Genomic DNA, 18550 nt, shown 5'->3' on the forward strand with positions numbered 1-18550 from the left:
CGGTCTTTCTTTTGAAATAGATATTAAGTTGTTATTATGTGTTTAAAATTTTAATTGAATAATATGTTTGGTATTGAATGATTAGTCATCAAGGTCAGTAACATGAACGCCACCGACATAATGCCACCATGGTGCTTTGACATTTTCAGTGATGACACCTCGGTTTTGAGCATCGATCATTTTTCCATTACCAACGTAGAGGCCAACGTGTGAAATTGAAACGGCACTGCCACCGAAGAATACCAAGTCACCTTTTTCAAGATTGCTGTAAGAAACTTTCTTTTCGGCATTGTATTGAGCTTGGGCAGTTCTTGGAAGTGAAACGCCTGCACCTTTTTTATAAACGTAACTTGTAAATCCTGAACAATCAAATGATGAAGGACCAGTAGCACCCCATACATATGGCTTACCAAGATTTTGCTTTGCAACGCTATAAAGTGTTGAATAAGATGGATCATCAGCTTTTGCAGCTTGAGCAGTTGTGAAACCTGCAGTTAATAATGTGAAGAATGCAACTAGAACTAAAACGATTTGTTTATGTACTTTCATAATTTTTAACAACTCCCTATCAATTTACAAATATAATCCTACCAATAATTTGTTGCAGGACTGTGACAAACAATTTTCAATGCAGTTAAGGAAAATGTCGTGATGAAACATTGTGTACAATCGGTTGCCCTTTGCAGCTGAGACTGTTACTCTGGCGGCAATCTAGTTATCCGGACAAATTAAAAACGTCTGAAATAATTCAGACGTTTTGAGGTAATCTAGTTAAATTCGAAGCAATTTACTGTAATTTTACTAAGTATTTCAAGCCTTGAGTCGAGTAATGTTACAATTTGTGAACAATTTTTCGAGATCATTCAGCATTAACTTAGTTCAAATCACTATTTGTTTTTTAAAATATTCTTTTTGTTCGGCAATGTGACAGCCAGTTTTCCCAGAGAAGATACAATCATTGGCAGAACCAGATAAAAGACGCATGCTGTGTAGATGACAATTAAAGCAATTTCGATCATTGCCAGGGATGCGCCAAAAGTGAGTGCAATTGCCAATGCAACGACAACCAGCAAAATATAACGGACAATCTGTCCATAACTAGCCATTGTCGGGCGAATCCAATCAAGCAATGATAATTCCGTGTATCGATAGGATAACCCCAGCGCAATGATCTGCCAGGCACCAAAAGCAGCTAAAATAGTTGCGGTGATCACTGGGACTTGCCAGTCGAACTGTTTAACACTGGCGACAAAATGCATTGTTAAATAAGTTAGTTGGAATCCCGTTAAAGCTGACATGACAAATGCGACGGTCCAGTAAAGCGGCTGAAGAATAGCGCGACTCAGAATAAAGACAGCAAGCAGAATACCTAATACCAGAATGGCTAATAGTGACGCAAAGTGGTGAGTCATTTTAGATTGAATAATTGATTGAGTAACTGGTTCACCGGTCATTGCAACTGTTGCGTTAGAAAGGGATGTTCCCCTTAATTGAAGGTTGATCTGTTGCTTCAGCCGATTAACCTGGTGGATATTTGATTTACTGGAAGGTGCATTTTTGAAGACGACCTGTAACATTGTCAACTTCTTATTCTTACCAGCGTAGTTTAATAGTGTCTGTTGAAAATCGGTGTCAGCCAGTTGAGCCTTTGTAATGTAGTAGACATTGGCACCGCCGGACTTTTGAAGGCCGTTCAGGTAGTCATAAATGCCATTGAGCTGGGAGGTCGAAGATGTGACTTGCTGATTAACCTTTTTGAGTTGCTGCTTAATCTGACTGATTTGTTGACTATAGGCTTGTAAATTATTGTAGCTGTTTTGTCCGTAATTTTGAATGACCTTTCCTTCGGTTGCCAGTTGGCTAATGCCAGAAGAGACAGATTGAAGGGATTGGTTTAACTGATTGATCTGCTGCTGATATTGGCGGACACGCTTTGACGCACCCCGTTGAACCGAGACACTTGAATTGGCTGCAGCACTATTTACCTGCGAAGCCAAGTTACTGCTGTCTTGGACAATTTGATTACTCTTGGAGACCATTGATGACAGTTGTTTAACCTGACGTTTCAATGAGTTTAGGTCAAGCTTGGAAGTGTTGGACTGGAGGCTGTCGGAAGCTTGGGATAATTGCCCCGTGGCTTCCTTGGAACTTAAACCGATTGATTCAAGCTGATTTGAAACATAATATTTATCAATTGGCATACCACCGGGTTGAGTTAATGAATAAACATTTTTTACGCCCTGGGTATGTTGTAATTTGGTGGTCAGCTGATCAAGGCTTTGTAGGTCTTTTTCATTATTCAGAGGCTGTTTGGATTTTAGATAGACAGTAACAGGTGTTGGTTTTCCCTCATTAAAGTGTGCTTGAAGGACGTGAGCACCTTTAACGGCTTGATTAGTTTCCGTTAGATTGGTTATTGGGGAGAAATTCAAACTGTTATGATAAAAATAAATAAATGGCAAGGTAATGTATAGGACGATCAAAAAGCCGGCAATTGGCTGCCAAAGCGAAAATTCAGTGGCGGTTTTCCAATAATGGGACTTCATGGCAGCTTTTGGCGTACTAGACGGCCAAAAAATACTTTCTCCTAATGCAGCAGTAAATACGGCATTTAGTGTGGTTACTGCCAGAACCAAAACGGGATAGGTCACTGCGAGTGCCCACAATGACTGGATTTCATTAAAATTAATAAAGCCGCATAGAGCAAATAAAATTGTCAGGGTACCACCAACCATAATGATTGGAAAACGTAACCCCTGAATTGTTTGTTTAGTGGCAGCCCTGGCTTCCCGCTGGACAGCCAGGACACTTTTAAGTTTACGATAGATATAGATATTCCAAATAGTTCCCAAAACCAATGTTGCAAGGCCAATTTCCAGGGGGACGTATTGTGAAAAAGCCCAATTGAAATGCTTTGCTAAATTCAGTGAAAGGCTATAGGAAGTTACAAATGACGTAAATAGAACGATAAATGAAATGACTGATGCAAGAACAGCACGAAAATAAATGCCAACAATCAAAATAGATGCAATAAACAGCGTGATGAGAATCAAATTTGTGATTTGAGCGGTTTTTTGATTATTAACGTCCCGAATAATTTCCGGACTGGTAACGTAGGATTTTAATCCGTTGACTTTTACTTGATTGGTTAATTCACTGGTTAAAATTCGTAAATCATTTTTAGCATCGATATCAAGTGAGACGACTTGGGTTGAACCGTCTTTTGAAAGCATTTGGGCTTGACCGGACACGTTTGTATCGGGTGTTACAATTCGTTTGATGCTGTAAAAAGATTGATGTTCTTTAAGTTTGTCAGCGGTTGTTTGAATAGTGTTCTTTTGCTTGGTGGTTAATTTTCCGCCAGGGTTTTCATAGACAATATTAATAGTGGCCGAATTTCCTAGCTGATAACCCCATTGATTACGAAGCTTAGCTGCCTGTTCAGGCTGTGATTTAGCACTAAAAGTTGGCTGGCTGTATGATTGTAAGGTGTTAGTTATGCTTGGAGCGGAAATGATTGCAATAAAGACAATTATCAGCCATACTAACAGCGTGAATACCCGATTCTTGTGTAGTTTAGAAATTGTAACTTTCATTTAACTGTCCCCTGTATATGTACTCAAAAATATCCGGGATTAATTTCCCAGTTAATAAAATTTTACCATTTTATGAGACGCGTTGCGATAGCAAATGGCAGACTGGGTGCAATTTATACCAAATATATAACGAATAGGAGATTTTTTCGATGTGTACTAGCATTTTACAAATTGGCCAAATGGATGGGACACATGTCTTAGCCAGAACAATGGACTGGCCGCGATTGGGCGCTCGACCAATGTTTTGCCCGCGTCAATATCATTGGCATTCGGTTTTTGATGACCATGAATATGTGACTAAATATGCGTTGCTTGGTTCCGGCGGCAGACACGATCGCCGAATTGATGCATCAGACGGGGTGAATGAGTTTGGGTTGGCCGTTCAAAAATTGACGTTTACAAATGGCAGTCAGTTGGTGGAAGAGCCAACCGAAGGTAGAATTCATTTAGCACCATTTGAACTTTCTTTTTACCTATTATCCAATTACAAATCTGTTCAAGATATAATTGATCATATAGATGAAATTGAGTTGATGGCCGACAAACATAGTTTGATGAAATACGGTCATAGTGAACTGCATTTCGCGGCTTGTGATCCAACCGGGCGGATTGTTGTGATTGAACCGGTCACACACCCGATTGAAGTTATTGAAAACCCGCTTGGTGTACTGACAAACAGTAATCATTTTGACCGACAAATTAATAAATTGGAAAAGTATGTGGACTTTACGGATGCTTTTAAAAGCCAGACTGTTCCTTTAAATACACCACGGGTTACAACGGGAAATGTTTCCGGCAAATCAACACCACCCGGTTCATATACACCGGGCTCACGGTTTATAAGGGCGGCCTATTTAAAAGAGCGGATTGATTTACCCGAAAATGAAATCGAAGCCTTTGATAATTGTTGGCATTTGTTGGATTCTGTTAATGTGCCAAAGAGTTCGGCTCATCAGCCGACGTATTCTGTTTATCGGGCTGCGGTATGCTGTGAAAGCCGAAACTACTACTATCAGCCATACCACGCAAAATCGGTTATTAAAATTCAACTGACTGACGACTTAATTCGTCAAACGGAACCAATCTTCTTCCAGGTGGATGATCGAGTGGACTTTAGAGAAATAAGTGTGTGAGTCAAAGCGGTTAGCACCCTAAGCTAAAAAATGACTAATCAAAGTGAGATGAGCAGCAGTTGCGCAAAAAAATTTGGTGGGCCTTTCTTTTATTGTTAGTGACGGTTACGGTTATTTTGACCGGAGTTATTGTGAGAAATCACAGGCATCTTGAAAATGAAACTCAGATTCCCAGAGTGACGCAATCCAATCAGAGACACATCACGATTAAGCAAAGAAACAAATTTATAAACAAAATTTCGACTCCGGCAGTCATTAATTTTGAGAAAAATCGGGTTGTTCTCCCCAGCGTTGTCATTGCTCAAGCAATCCTGGAGTCTCAATATGGAACGTCTGAACTTTATAAATTAGCGAAGAATCCGTTTGGTATTAAAGGGAGTTATCAGGGGCAATCGATGACGTTTTACACTCATGAAGTTGAAAAAGGAAAGACAATTAGCGTGTTAGCCAGGTTTCGAAAGTATCCGAATTTACAGGCAGCTATTATGGATCATAATCAGTTGGTTCATCGAAAATTTGTTAGACAGAAGAATCTTCTTAGCTATCGGAAGACAACGCGATTATTACAGAAGAATGGGTATGCGACTGATCCACATTATGCCCAGAAATTGAATCGTCTAATTGTGAAATATAAATTGGGACGTTATGATTTGAAAGCGCTCAATGACAATTAATTTGAAGTTGGCTATTGCCGTTACCCAAAAAATAATATAATCTATGAAGCGGAGAGTATTGAGGCTCATCATTTAATGAGCTGAGAGCTTGAAAAATGAGGAGGAATTGCCAAATTGTTGGATTGGGTTTTAAACTTATACGGCCCGTTTTTTGATGCACATAATTGGAGTACGGTTATTACCAGTGGAAGTGATTGGTTGATCATCTTATCATTGGTGACCATTGAATGTTTGCTTTCAGTGGATAATGCAGTGGTATTAGCCGCACAAACACAAGCTTTACCTACGAAAGTTCAGCGGGAAAAATCGCTGTTCTACGGACTGTGGGGCGCCTACTTGTTCAGATTCCTGATCATTGGGCTTGGAACCTACCTGATCCATTTTTGGGAAATTAAAGTTATTGGATCTTTGTATCTGATTTATCTGGTTTATTCCTTTTTCCGAAAAACAAAAGTTGTTCGAACTAAAAAACTGGCTAATCAAAAGAAACACCGCATTTCACTATTTTGGTCAGTGGTTCTCCAAATTGAATTCATGGATGTGGTGTTCTCTGTTGATTCGGTATTGGCCTCTTTAGCTATTTCGCCTAATCCGGTCATTGTTTTAATTGGTGGGATGATCGGGATTTTAGCAATGCGGGGCGTTGCTGAGGTTATCATGAAATTAATGAGCAAAATTCCCGAATTGCAACCGATGGCTTACGTTCTGATTGGCATTATTGCTTTGAAGCTGTTGTTGTCAATCCCAATGATTGATATCGAGATTCCAGCGCCGCTATTTGGTGTTATTGTCATTGCTGCTGTGATTATTACGTTAATCATTCATTATGTACGAAAGGATCGAAAGAAATCTGATGAGCGTGGAGATAACGAAGAATAACCTTCAATCTGAAACCAATAATAAACTAACGGTAATCGATTTTTGGGCACCATGGTGTGGTCCCTGCAAAATCTTGGATCCCATTTTGGCTGACTTGGAAAAAGAATACGGCGATCAAATTCATTTTGGGCGAATGAACGTGGATGGCAACCAGGATGTTGCTGAGCAGTATCATGTCCTAAGCGTACCCAGTTTGGTCATCTTTAAAGATGGTAAAGCAACCGAAAAGGTCTCGGGCGTTTATCCAAAAGAAAAATTAGCCAACTATTTTAATAAGAAGATTAAAGAACAGTGTGCGGAACAAAGCGATTAATGTTCGGAGTGTAAGGCGTTCTTTTCGGGAATCCCGGATTTGGATTTTTGAAAAGAATCCCTTACATGCAGAACATTGCTTTGAGGAGCAGTCCTAGAACAGTGTGCGGAACAAAGCGATTAGCACCCGGAGTATAAGGCCTCTTTATTTAAAAGGCTTAATCCCTTTTTCTTTAGCTTCTTTAGCTAATTCTTTATCCAGCACATCCAGTCCTTGCAAAGGAAAATTAAAAATTGGTGCGAAATAATTTTTTCGTTGTGGGTCAGGGATATCCTGACTCTTTTTTAGATTAGGAAGAAATTTTTGCAAATCATTTTTTGTCAATTTCAATTGGCGGGCATAATACATCACTCGTTTATAAACAACATTCTTAAACCATAGATAATAAGTAATTAAAGCAGCAGCAATATACCAAAAAATACTCCATTGAAGTCCGATTCGATTTGGATCGAGAAATCCAAGGGTGAAAGCTGCTGTTGCGAATATAAGATAACCAATTAGACTAATAAGCGAAAATTTTACTTTTGTAGACATAATAAACCAACTTTCTCATTGTTTTTTAATACTGTTATCCTTTATACTGATATTAGTGTATAAAAGTTGCCATGAACTGACAACTTTTCATGTTAGGCATCATTTTGAGTTTAACAAGTTTAATAGTTAACGCGTTGTGCTAGTTGTGTCACATTCGTAACAATTGAATTAGTTTTTTGAGCTTTAAGCAACCCAAAGCCCCGCATACGCGGTAACTTCTTAGGTGACTAAACCAGAAAGAAGGAACTGTTATGCGAGGCCTCCTCAAAGTTATCGTAAAAACCAATCCAATTCAAGCTAAATTTCAACATTTTATCGAAATTATTGAACCGATTTATGAAACCATTAATCCGGCTATTCGTTTCCGGCCAAATTACCGCCAGCTGAAAGCCGATGATGTCATTATCCTGGCCTGCATGTTAATGCGGATTGAAGAACGGGACGGTTCCGAAACCTATTTTCATCAAAAATTGGTTAGCTGGGGAATTACTGTCCCTGAACGCTCCCGGTATAACCGGCGTTGTCGAGATTTAGTATTAATAATGAAATTCATGCGGGTCACTTTATTGAGACAGTGGGTCCCACCCGTTACCTATGAAATCATTGATAGTGCGCCGATTACTTTGGCAGCTACTCGTCGAAGCAATCAGGCCAAGGTTTTAACCGGTTTCGCCAACAAAGGCTATAATGCCACCAAACAGACCTATTACTATGGCTTTAAGTTACATGCCGTGATGGCCAACCAAGGCTACTTTCTGGCCTGGGAACTGACGCCGGCGTCCCTTGATGATCGAAAAGCCGCGGAAGAACTCTTATTAACCGCGCCCGCGCGACAGGTCTTAGCCGATGGCGGTTATTTAAGCCAACCATTAAAAGATCGGTTGGCCACCACCTTTGGCATTCATCTTTGGACGCCCTTGCGCAAGAACATGGCTGCCCAGACAACGGTCGATACCGGATTTTTGAAAAATCAACGTCGGCATATTGAAACCAATTTTAATAATTTAGATACGGTGGGCCACTTTGAACACCCGGGAATTCGAACCATGTCCGGCTTGGAGAGCCGCTTAGAAGCGCTGTTACTGTGGCACACGATTCGAGTTCATGAACAACTCGCCGCTGGCAAAAGCGGGTTAAGACTTGGCCATTACTAACCAATATTTCATAACTAGCACAACGCGTTAGTTAGTTACATTATATAGAAAGAGTGGAGATTAGTCGTGAAATTTTCAATTGAAACAGCCCAAAGAGAAGAATACTCAGATATCAGAGCCATTATTGCCGAAAGTTATACAAATCAGGAAACCAATACTGACGGTGACGAAGTTGATATGGTAGATCGACTACGCACTTATAGTGATTATCAATCTGAGTTTGAGGTTGTTGCCAAGGATCATGATCACCAAGTTATTGGGCATGCATTGATGATTCCCGTGACGATTCGCTCTTCAAACCATTCTCACCGGATTGTATCAATCGTCGAAGTGAGTGTACCAAAACAGTATCGGGATCAAGGTGTCGGTCAAGCAATGGTGTATGAGCTTGAAAATCGCGCACAACTTGCAGGGTATCCAGCAGTTAGTGCGATTGATAATACCGATTTCTTTTATGATTTAGGATATGTTGCCGCAGAGAACTTTAACATTTTCTCAACTATGCCGATCAATATTAATGCTAATTTGATCAAGCCATTGACCGATGGCGGGCTGTTTAAGCGAAGTGGCAAGATTTATTATCCTGAAGAATTTTATGGGGTTCGACGAGCTGAACAATAAGTTCACCCGAAATGGTCTGAAAGGGCCATTTTTTTAATGAAATATTGTTAAAAATGGGTTATTTTGGATTATTCTTTTAAAAAATTGGAGAAAAAACAGTTATTTACTATTGAAAAACAAGTGAATTGAAATATTCGTGCTCTTAAAAAAAGTGCCGTAATGACTTTTGTATGACTGTTTGAGCGCAACTTCCATAAATAAGTGTTTAACAAAAATTACTATACCGTTACATGATTTACACACTTCACGTGAAGCTTAATACTGGTGTTATTTGTTTGTCACACCAATGGGATAGACTATGCATTGTTGATCGATGAGGTCAGCAAATTCTAGTCACAGACACAAGTATTCTATAGGAGTGTGTAATTTTGAAAAAAGTATTATCTATGATTCTCGCAACCTCAGCAGCAGCCGTTGGATTATTTTTCGCAGGATTTTCATATGCATCAGCAGCAACAGTTGTTACTATTCAATCCGGAGATACAGTATGGGGACTATCACAAAAATATAATGTCTCAGTCGAGGCAATCAATCAGGCAAATAATTTGAGTAATTCCAGTGTGATTATTGCTGGTGAAAAGATTAATATTCCAGATGGTAGTCAAGCATCTTCAACCACGCAATCGACTTCTCAGACTGCTTCTTACAGCCAGCCACAATACAAACAAGCAACTCAATCAACTACTCAAAGTAACGCTGCAACTACTAATAATGCAGGCTCAACTTATTCAGCATCTGCCAATACGGGTGCAACTGACAGCAATTCAGCAAAATCTTGGATTGCATCCCACGAATCAGGCGGTTCATATTCAGCACGAAATGGCCAATATGTTGGTAAGTATCAATTAAGTGCATCTTACCTTAACGGTGACTATTCAGCTGCCAATCAGGAAAAGGTTGCTAATCAATACGTAGCAAATCGTTACGGTTCATGGTCAGCTGCCAAGTCATTCTGGCAGGCAAACGGCTGGTACTAAAATAAAAAGTACCAGACAAGTGATTTAAATTAAATGAAAATGGTCTATCACAAATGTGATGGATCTTTTTTTGTCTGTTATGAAAATTAGAATCAATCTTGGCATGCTCAGTTTGGGTTGATGAGGCGTTACGATAAAAAGCGGTCGGGATAATAATTGTCCCGGCCGCTTGTCACTGTTAAGTTTAAGTTCACTTACTGCTTGGTGATGTAGATATAAAGTGTGGTTGTTGAATAACCAATTCGAAAATCGACACCATTTGATCGAAGTGCCTTATTGGTAGTCTTACTGGTTTTACTTGATTTCGTTTGTTTCTTGAAATCTTTCATTAATTTCTTGGCATCAGCACCGGTACTGTTTGCTAAAACAGAGAATGAAATCGCAAATTTCTTGGCATCGGTTTTATTCTTCATGGCGGAGACGGGAACCATTAGCGCAATTCCAACAACTTGATTCTGATCTGTATTGGTCCGAATCGTCACATCTTTTGTCTCGATTAAATTGTGGATACCATTTGGTGATTGAGTAGGGAGCAATTGATCTTTAACCCGATTCTTGGCCTTTTTCATCGCTTGAGTGACTTCTGTACCTGTGGCTTGCAGGTTGGCTGCCTGGGCTTTTAAAGCATTCCCTTTGGCTGCCTGCGTTTTCAAGTCACCGGCAGCGCTGGCGTCACCGGAAGCAAGCTTTTTCTTAGCGGCAGCAACAGCCTTTTCAATGGCTTGTTGCTGTTGCTTTAGTTTTGCACCTTGTTTTTGCAGAACCATTGCTTTTTTCTGATCAGCTTTTGAAAGAGCGGTTGCAGTTATTGCCTGATTATATGTTGACTGAAGGGAGGAATAGGTTATTAGTGGATCAGCTTTTTCGATTTTGACAGTTTGATGGGTGTCATCTGCAGATAAAACAACTTTTTGATTAGTTGCCTTGCTGGGAATCGTCAGTGCAAAGCTGCCATTGTGTGTCTTTTCGGTTCGCTTCTTGCCATTATCAATTCGATAGTCGATGGTTTGATGACGACTTTGGCCTTTAATAACTGCGCCAAGCCCATCAGGTTGCAGTTGATGATGGTTAACTGATAAGCTTGGTCGGCCGCAGCCAGCAAGCCCTAAGGTTAGAAGAACAGCCGCAAAACCAAGTCCAAATATTTTTTTCACGTTGTTGTCTCCTTCCTAGTTAAATGACACGTTGTCTGAAAATTGACTGTTATACAGATCGGCGTAGAAACCGTTCTTTGCCAATAATTCATTGTGGGTTCCGGTTTCAACAACTGAGCCGTGGTTCATGACAATAATGTTGTCAGCATTTTGAATCGTTGAAAGTCGATGGGCGACCACAAAACTGGTTCGATTCTTTAACAATTCGCTCATTGCATGCTGAATTTGGACCTCGGTTCGCGTATCGACAGAGCTGGTTGCTTCATCTAGGATAAGGATTTCCGGGTTGGCGACAAAAGCACGGGCAATCGTAACCAGTTGACGTTGTCCTTGAGAGATATTTGAAGCTGCTTCGTTTAAAACGGTGTCGTAACCATCCGGTAATTTTCTGACAAATTCGTCGACGTGGGCAGCTTTTGCGGCTTCAATGATGTCGTCGTGTGTGGCATCTTCACGTCCGTATTTAATGTTGTCATAGATGGTACCGGTAAACAGCCAAGTATCCTGAAGAACCATTGCAAAATGAGATCTTAATTTTTCCCGGTCAATATCCCTGGTGTCAACACCCTTGAGGCGAATTGAGCCGCCTGAGACATCGTAGAAGCGCTCCAAAAGGTTAATGATGGTTGTCTTGCCTGCACCTGTCGGTCCGACAATGGCGACCTGTTGGCCTTGTTTAACCTGCAGGTTGTAATCGGTTAGTAAAAGGTCGCTTTCTTCATAACCAAATTGAACGTGTTCCAAGGACACAATGTTATCTGTTCCCTTCTCAACCGGACGGTTTTGATGAGTGTTTTTCATTTCTTCTTCATCAATGACATCAAATACCCGTTCAGCAGAAGCAATCGTTGACTGAATCGTATTCATTAAGTTAGCCAACTGAGAGATCGGTTGGGAAAATTGGTTGGTATATTGGAGGAATGCTTGAACATTACCAAGTGTAATACTGCCGTTGGCAACCTGGATACCACCGATAATGGCGACAAAAACATAGCCGATGTTGTTCATAAAGATCATAAGGGGCATGATGATGCCTGAAATGAACTGGGCTTTCCAAGCTGATTGATAATACTTGTCATTTTGTTCTTCAAATTTATCAATGGTGTCTTTTTCTTTATTGAAACTTTTGAGAACTAATTGTCCGGCATAATTTTCCTCGACCTGGTTATTAAGCAGTCCAAGACTCTTTTGTTGTGCCGCAAAGTATTTTTGAGACTTTGGTGCGACAATGCCGACGACCACAATACTTAATGGAATGGTGACAAAAGCAATCAGCGTTAATTTCCAACTGATTGAAAACATCATCCAGAGTGTCCCAATGAAGGTTACCAAACTGGTGACTGCTTGAGTAAGGCTTTGCTGAAGGGTACTGGCGATATTATCCATATCGTTTACGGCCCGACTCATAATATCACCATTACTGTGGGTATCGTAGTATTTAATAGGAACAAGGCGCATTTTTTGTTTCATTTGTTTTCGCAATCGATAAACAGTTTTCTGAGAAATCAGCGTCATGATAAATTGCTGCAGATAACTAAAGATTGCGGAAGCCAGGTACATCAAGGCAACGATAATAATAATGTGAACAATTTTATCAAAATTGATCGGCAGATTGCCAATGTTAAACCCGGCCTTTTGCTGCGCAGATCCTTTCATGACGCCCTTATAAATTTCCGTGGTTGCCTGACCAAGAATCTTAGGTGTTCTAATTTGGAAGATAACACTGGTAATCGCAAAAATCAGAACCAGAATCAAGCCGACAATCCGGTCGGACATGTAATGCATGAGGCGAGCTGTTGTTTTCCAGAAATTCTTTGGCTTTTCAACAACGCCACGTGGACCACCGGGACCATGACCGCCACCGGGCCCACGAGTTGGTTGCGATGAAGTGTTGGATTCGTCTTTTTGGGCCATTATTTATCCTCCTCTCTGATTTGAGACTTGATAATTTCTTGATAGACTTTGTTTGTCTTCCGAAGGTCATCGTGTGTGCCTTTGCCGACCAGCTTGCCATTGTCCAGTACCAAAATAAGATCGGCATCGGCAACCGTTGCGATTCGTTGCGCAACGATCACGGTGATACTTTGTTGGATATGGGTGTCTTTTCGCAAAGCAGCCCGCAAGTCTGCATCGGTTTTGAAATCGAGTGCTGAAAATGAATCATCAAAAATATAGACGGCGGATTGTTTAACCAGTGCCCTGGCAATTGCCAATCGCTGACGTTGACCGCCGGAAAAGTTGCCGCCACCTTGTTCGACATGCAAATCAAGACCTTCAGGGTAGGCTTTTACGAAATCTTTTGCCCTGGCAATCTCCAAAGCATGCCAAATGTCATCGTCTGTTGCGTCATCCTTACCATATCGCATGTTGTCCCGAAGCGTTCCGGTGAAAAGGGTTGCCTTTTGAGGAACCAATGACACTGCTTCATGAAGCTTATCAAGTGCCATATGATTAACGTTGACACCGTCCAGTTCAACCTGACCGGATTCGACGTCATAAAATCGGGGAATCAAATTAATTAAAGATGTTTTCCCAGAGCCGGTTCCACCGATGATGGCGACCGTTTGACCACTTTTAGCTTCGAAGTCAATATCGGTTAAAGCGGGCAGCTCGGCATTTCGGTAACGGTAGGTGACATGATCGAATTTTAAGGTATGTTTAGGTGCTTTGACATCTACGTCAACTGGATGATCTTGAACTTTAAGAGATGAATGCAGGTTTAGAACTTCTTGAATACGTTTGGCTGATGCTTGAGCCCGTGGAATGAAAATGAAGACCATTGACATCATCATAAAGCTCATGAGAATTTGCATCGCGTATGTCATGAAAGCTATTAAATTACCAACCTGCATTGACTGGGCACCGATTAATTTGGCACCAAACCAGATAATGGCGATGTTGGTACCACTCATGATCATCGTCATAACCGGAAACGCGAGTGCCATTAAAACGTTGACGTTGATTGCGTTTTGTGTGTAGTCTTTGTTGGCATCTTCGAAACGATTCTGTTCAAATTGATCTTGCCGAAAGGCGCGGATAACCCGGACGCCGGTTAGTCCCTCACGGAAGATTCGGTTGATCTTATCGGTTTTGGTCTGCATGGCTCGAAACATCGGCACAGCAAAATATAGTAGAAAACCAATAAAAAGTGCCATGATTGGTAGAACAACCAAGAAAACGGTTGTTAATTGGTGATCTTTTGTGTATGCCAGGAAACTGGCACCAATTAACATGATCGGTGCCATCAACATCATTCTCAACATGATGATACCGACGTTTTGAATTTGAACCACGTCATTAGTCGTTCGGGTAATGAGCGAAGAAGTTTCAATTTGATCGTATTCATCATTTGAGAAATTGATAACCTTGCGATAAATATCACTTCTAAGATTTTTCCCGAGTTTCTGGGACGTTGTTGCAGCTAAAAAAACATTGCAGACGGCTGCTGCAATACTGAGCAATGAAAAACCAACCATTTTGAAGCCGACTTGCCAGATATAGCTAATATTACCGGTAGCAACACCGTTATTAACGATATCTGAAGTTAGGCTGGGGAGATTTAGGTTGGCGATCACTTGGATAGCCATAAAAAAGACAGCCCCAAGGACTGCAAGATAGGAAATTCGTCCCTTAGCGATTTTTAACAATAGTAATGCCCCTTTCGAGTTTCCAAAGTGCGAAAAAAATAATTAACAAACACCCGTTAGTTTACACCAAATCAGAAAAAATGGAAGCTTTCTTTGTACTAATGTTAACTGTTCTTATGCTTTTGTCAATATAATTAACAAGTGTGTGGAACAAAGCGGTTAGTACCCGGAGTGTAAGACGTCAATTTGGAAAATCCCGGTTTTGGATTTTTTGAATTGATCTCTTACATGGAGTGGTACTGCTTTGAGGAGCAGTCCTAAACAAGTGTGTGGAACAAAGCGGTTAGTACCCGGAGTGTAAGGTGATAGATGAATTAAAAAAAGTGCTATCCGTGACAAATGAATTGTCTTGAATAGCGCTTTTTTGATGAATAATTGATTAGACGATTTTTCGTTCGAATTTTTTAAAATGAAACAGATTGTCAATTCGTTTGAAGTCATCATCAGGGATCGTTAAATCAATTGCCTTTAAATTATTTTGAAGTTGGGAAGGCTTGCTGGCACCGGTAATCAAACTGCTGATGCGGGAATCACGTAAAGCCCATGCAAGTGAGAAGGTCGCCAAGTCAGTATTTAATTCATCGGCCATCTTAATGAGTGTTTCAACTTTATCCAGGTTATCATCGGTTAATAATGCCTGAATTTGGTCCTGGTAAGTGGCCCGGGAACCTGCTGGAATCTTGTGGCCCTTACGATACTTACCGGTTAAAAGTCCTTGGGAAAGTGGTGAGAACGGAACGACTCCAAGACCAAACTTACCGCAAACATCCAATAGTTCATGCTCAATATAACGATCAAACATATTATATTGAGGTTGAACAACTGACATTGGGTGCAGGCCGAGTCGTTGAATGACTAATTGGGCTTCCAGGATTTGAACGGGACGCCACTCACTGACACCATAATAGAGGATTTTACCCTGGTTAACCAGGTCACTTAATGCTGTCAGCGTTTCCTCAAGTGGGGTGTTTGGGTCGAATCGGTGGCAGAAATACAGGTCTAAATAATCGGTTTGAAGATTGGTTAATGATTGATCGACAGATTCCATGATGTGTTTTCTGGATAGGCCACGGTCATTGATGCCGGAACCTGTTGGGAAATAGACTTTACTGGATAAAACAATTTCTTTTCTTGGAAATTGTTTGAGCGTTTTTCCGAGGAACCTTTCGGCTGCACCACCGCTGTATGCGTCAGCACAATCAAAAAAGTTAACACCGCTTTCATAAGCGAGCTTAATGCTTTGAGCGGCCAAGTCTTGCTTATCGCTGTCACTGACATCCGTCATCCAACTGCCGAGTGCAATTTCACTAACACGAATGCCTTGTTTACCAAGTTGTCGATAGTTCATATTCAAATTTCTCCTTAACTGTTATTTGAATTGATTACAAGACTCATTGTAGAACTTCGAGTTAACTTGAAGTCAAGAAAAATTTACTAAAATAGATAAAAAAAAGCTTACATAAGCAAGCTTTTTCTTTTGTGATTTAACTGTTTGAAACGGAGACTAGTCTCCGTTTAAGATCGAATTTTTAACCACTACATAATCAACTGTGCGGATATCTTTTAATTCTTTTCCACCCGCGTATGAAATTGATGATTGGAGGTCTTGCTGCATTTCAAACAATGTGTCGGAGATTTCACCACGATAAGGAACCAACATTTGGCGGCCCTCAACGTTGCGGTAGGCACCTTTTTGCTTTTCGGAAGCTGATCCCCAATATTGTTTGTATTTTTTACCGTCGATGCTAATAACATTACCAGGTGATTCTTCGTGACCTGCTAATAGTGAGCCGATCATGACCATTGAAGCACCAAAACGAACTGATTTCGCGATGTCGCCGTTAAATCGAATACCACCATCGGCAATCATTGGTTTTCTAGCGGCCTTTGAGCATAGGCGTAAGGCGGCAAGTTGCCAGCCACCGGTACCAAAACCGGTTTTTAGCTTGGTGATGCAGGCTTTACCGGGTCCAATCCCAATTTTGGTTGCGTCAGCACCGGCGTTTTCGATTTCACGTACGGCTTCTGGCGTTCCGAGGTTTCCGGCAATCAGGAAACTATCCGGTAGCTTTTCTTTGATATAGTGAATCATTTTGATGACAAAGTCCGAGTGACCATGAGCAACGTCAATGGTAATGTACTCAGGCTTATTATTGTGTTCAGCTAATTCATCAATGAATTTGTATTCATCATCTTTAATACCAACGCTGATTGAAGCGTATAGATCTTTAGCGTGCATCATTTCAATAAAGCCTTCACGCTTTTCCGGTTGGAAACGGTGCATAATGTAGAAATAACCGTTTTCAGCAAGCCAGATTGCCAAATCATCATTAATAACCGTTTCCATGTTTGCTGGAACCACTGGAATCTTGAATGTTTTGGGACCGAATTTAATCGATGTATCTGCATCGCTACGGCTCTTAATAATACATTTGTTGGGGATCAATTGAATATCTTCGTAATCAAAAACTTCCATTATTGTTTACCTCCGAAATATGAGCGGGGTGATTGATGTTAGACACAAGAAGTTCCCAGATGTGTCTGACATGTTGAATTTTATTTTCTATTAATTAGTCCAAACTTTTTCTACAACGTTTGTCTGCTCGCGATCCGGGCCAACCGAGAAGGTAGCAAGTGGTACATGAACTAATTCTGAGATTCTTTCCAAATAGTTGCGGGCGTTTTCAGGAAGATCTTCCAACGTCTTTGCTTGAGTGATGTCTTCTTCCCAACCTGGCAGTTCTTCATAGACTGCTTCGCATTTATTGAGTTCTTTTAGTGTTGCAGGGTAATCATCAATTTCCTTGCCGTCTAATTTATAAGCGACACAGATTTTTAATGTCTTGATTCCCGTTAAAATATCAAGACAATTCAATGATAAGTGGGTGAATCCGGATACGCGGGCTGAGTGCCGGAGAACGACACTGTCAAACCAACCGATTCGACGTGGACGTTTTGTGACAACACCATACTCATGCCCGACCTCACGAATGTGATCGCCGGTAGCGTCTTTTAATTCAGTTGGAAAAGGACCTTCGCCAACACGTGATGTGTAGGCTTTGCAGACACCGATGACGTTGTCAATTCGGTTAGGGCCAATTCCTGTTCCAACTGCAGCACCACTGGCACTAGGGTTGGATGATGTGACAAACGGATAGGTTCCGTGGTCCACATCCAACATAACGCCTTGAGCACCCTCGAATAAAACATTCTTATTTTCATCTAATGCGTTGTTGATTAAATAGGAAGCATCAATGACGTATGGGCGGATGCGATCTGCATATGCGTTATATTCATTAAAGATTGTATCGAAATCCAATGGCTCGGCATCGTAAATCTTAGTCAAAAGTTCATTTTTAATCTTTAAATTGCTGCGAAGTTTTTCTTCAAAGCTGTCTTTATCGATTAAATCTGCAATCCTGATTCCGATTCGTTCGTATTTATCCATGTATGCAGGGCCGATTCCCTTATTGGTTGTTCCAATTTTGGAATCCTTCTTCTTTTCCTGCAGACCGTCTAATAGGATATGGTATGGCATGATGACGTGTGCCCGATTTGAAATCCGAAGATTCTCAGTACTGATTCCGTCTTTTTTTAGCTGATCAATTTCACTGATTAGGGATTTCGGGTTCACAACAACACCGTTACCAATTACACTGTATTTTTCCTGATCAAAAATACCTGATGGGATCAACTGTAAATGATAGCTTTTGCCATTCAATACAATGGTATGCCCAGCATTATCGCCGCCTTGATAGCGTGCGGTAATATCGGCATTTTGGCCGAAGAAGTCGGTAATCTTACCTTTTCCCTCGTCTCCCCATTGGCTTCCAACAATCACAATAGATGACATATGAACACCTCTAAA

General features: G+C 40.8%; 16 protein-coding genes. 7 read left to right on the forward strand and 9 right to left on the reverse strand.

Going from position 1 to position 18550, the window contains the following annotated elements; translation table 11 throughout:
* Positions 1–81: 81 nt before the first annotated feature.
* Entirely contained in the window at positions 82–549 is a 468-nt protein-coding gene (locus GQR93_RS02585) for a C40 family peptidase (protein WP_159298635.1), read from the reverse strand.
* Between the two features lie 338 nt (positions 550–887).
* Positions 888–3596, reverse strand: a complete 2709-nt coding sequence (locus GQR93_RS02590) for an MMPL family transporter (RefSeq protein ID WP_003552067.1) — start codon at positions 3594–3596, stop codon at positions 888–890.
* A gap of 149 nt (positions 3597–3745) precedes the next feature.
* On the opposite strand from GQR93_RS02590, the gene GQR93_RS02595 reads away from it, so the two are divergent.
* From GQR93_RS02595 to trxA, 4 genes are all read left to right on the forward strand, one after another.
* Complete coding sequence (locus tag GQR93_RS02595; RefSeq protein WP_003552069.1) at positions 3746–4729, forward strand: linear amide C-N hydrolase; 984 nt, start codon at positions 3746–3748, stop codon at positions 4727–4729.
* 59 nt (positions 4730–4788) lie between these two features.
* Positions 4789–5403 (forward strand): glycoside hydrolase family 73 protein, encoded by a 615-nt coding sequence (locus GQR93_RS02600; protein WP_003552072.1) that lies wholly within the window; start codon positions 4789–4791, stop codon positions 5401–5403.
* A gap of 117 nt (positions 5404–5520) precedes the next feature.
* Positions 5521–6282 carry a TerC family protein gene (locus GQR93_RS02605; RefSeq protein ID WP_003552074.1) on the forward strand — a complete coding sequence of 254 codons (762 nt, stop codon included), beginning with the start codon at positions 5521–5523 and terminating at the stop codon, positions 6280–6282.
* Positions 6257–6595 carry a thioredoxin gene (gene trxA / locus GQR93_RS02610; protein WP_003552076.1) on the forward strand — a complete coding sequence of 113 codons (339 nt, stop codon included), beginning with the start codon at positions 6257–6259 and terminating at the stop codon, positions 6593–6595. Before GQR93_RS02605 ends, trxA begins: the two co-directional genes overlap by 26 nt.
* 144 nt (positions 6596–6739) lie before the next feature.
* Here trxA and GQR93_RS02615 read toward each other — a convergent pair whose 3' ends face one another.
* Positions 6740–7129 carry a hypothetical protein gene (locus GQR93_RS02615; RefSeq protein ID WP_003552078.1) on the reverse strand — a complete coding sequence of 130 codons (390 nt, stop codon included), beginning with the start codon at positions 7127–7129 and terminating at the stop codon, positions 6740–6742.
* 251 nt (positions 7130–7380) lie between these two features.
* Between GQR93_RS02615 and GQR93_RS02620 the strand changes: the two genes are divergently transcribed.
* The 3 genes from GQR93_RS02620 (at position 7381) to apf (ending at position 9881) form a co-directional block, all read left to right on the forward strand.
* On the forward strand, positions 7381–8283 hold the full coding sequence (locus tag GQR93_RS02620; protein WP_138467835.1) for an IS982 family transposase: 903 nt from the start codon (positions 7381–7383) through the stop codon (positions 8281–8283).
* A 66-nt stretch (positions 8284–8349) separates the two neighbouring features.
* A complete protein-coding gene (locus GQR93_RS02625; RefSeq protein ID WP_003552080.1) occupies positions 8350–8904 on the forward strand; it encodes a GNAT family N-acetyltransferase in 555 nt (184 codons plus the stop codon).
* Between the two features lie 365 nt (positions 8905–9269).
* A complete protein-coding gene (apf, locus tag GQR93_RS02630) occupies positions 9270–9881 on the forward strand; it encodes an aggregation-promoting factor (RefSeq protein WP_446197585.1) in 612 nt (203 codons plus the stop codon).
* A gap of 194 nt (positions 9882–10075) precedes the next feature.
* Here the strand turns inward: apf and GQR93_RS02635 are convergent, their stop codons facing one another.
* The 6 genes from GQR93_RS02635 to GQR93_RS02660 all read right to left on the reverse strand — a co-directional run bounded on the left by GQR93_RS02635 (position 10076) and on the right by GQR93_RS02660 (position 18535).
* On the reverse strand, positions 10076–11035 hold the full coding sequence (locus GQR93_RS02635) for a hypothetical protein (protein ID WP_003552084.1): 960 nt from the start codon (positions 11033–11035) through the stop codon (positions 10076–10078).
* Positions 11036–11050: 15 nt separating this feature from the next.
* Positions 11051–12949: an ABC transporter ATP-binding protein gene (locus GQR93_RS02640; protein WP_003552086.1), complete on the reverse strand. Its 1899-nt coding sequence runs from the start codon at positions 12947–12949 to the stop codon at positions 11051–11053.
* Positions 12949–14682, reverse strand: coding sequence for an ABC transporter ATP-binding protein (locus GQR93_RS02645; RefSeq protein WP_003552088.1), 1734 nt, complete (start codon positions 14680–14682; stop codon positions 12949–12951). The genes GQR93_RS02640 and GQR93_RS02645 overlap by 1 nt, the downstream gene beginning before the upstream one ends.
* A gap of 379 nt (positions 14683–15061) precedes the next feature.
* Positions 15062–16030 (reverse strand): aldo/keto reductase family protein, encoded by a 969-nt coding sequence (locus GQR93_RS02650; RefSeq protein ID WP_003552090.1) that lies wholly within the window; start codon positions 16028–16030, stop codon positions 15062–15064.
* 156 nt (positions 16031–16186) lie between these two features.
* Positions 16187–17158: a GMP reductase gene (locus tag GQR93_RS02655; protein ID WP_003552093.1), complete on the reverse strand. Its 972-nt coding sequence runs from the start codon at positions 17156–17158 to the stop codon at positions 16187–16189.
* A 90-nt stretch (positions 17159–17248) separates the two neighbouring features.
* Positions 17249–18535 carry an adenylosuccinate synthase gene (locus GQR93_RS02660; RefSeq protein ID WP_003552095.1) on the reverse strand — a complete coding sequence of 429 codons (1287 nt, stop codon included), beginning with the start codon at positions 18533–18535 and terminating at the stop codon, positions 17249–17251.
* Between the last annotated feature and the right edge of the window lie 15 nt (positions 18536–18550).

The sequence above is a fragment of the Lentilactobacillus hilgardii genome, assembly GCF_009832765.1.
Taxonomy (GTDB): Bacteria; Bacillota; Bacilli; order Lactobacillales; family Lactobacillaceae; genus Lentilactobacillus; species Lentilactobacillus hilgardii.

Coding starts and splice junctions, on each gene's coding strand:
- GQR93_RS02585 (WP_159298635.1), bottom strand. CDS start 549: ATGAAAGTACATAAACAAATCGTTTTAGTTCTAGTTGCATTCTTCACA.
- GQR93_RS02590 (WP_003552067.1), bottom strand. CDS start 3,596: ATGAAAGTTACAATTTCTAAACTACACAAGAATCGGGTATTCACGCTG.
- GQR93_RS02595 (WP_003552069.1), top strand. CDS start 3,746: ATGTGTACTAGCATTTTACAAATTGGCCAAATGGATGGGACACATGTC.
- trxA (WP_003552076.1), top strand. CDS start 6,257: ATGAGCGTGGAGATAACGAAGAATAACCTTCAATCTGAAACCAATAAT.
- GQR93_RS02615 (WP_003552078.1), bottom strand. CDS start 7,129: ATGTCTACAAAAGTAAAATTTTCGCTTATTAGTCTAATTGGTTATCTT.
- GQR93_RS02620 (WP_138467835.1), top strand. CDS start 7,381: ATGCGAGGCCTCCTCAAAGTTATCGTAAAAACCAATCCAATTCAAGCT.
- GQR93_RS02640 (WP_003552086.1), bottom strand. CDS start 12,949: ATGGCCCAAAAAGACGAATCCAACACTTCATCGCAACCAACTCGTGGG.
- GQR93_RS02650 (WP_003552090.1), bottom strand. CDS start 16,030: ATGAACTATCGACAACTTGGTAAACAAGGCATTCGTGTTAGTGAAATT.
- GQR93_RS02655 (WP_003552093.1), bottom strand. CDS start 17,158: ATGGAAGTTTTTGATTACGAAGATATTCAATTGATCCCCAACAAATGT.
- GQR93_RS02660 (WP_003552095.1), bottom strand. CDS start 18,535: ATGTCATCTATTGTGATTGTTGGAAGCCAATGGGGAGACGAGGGAAAA.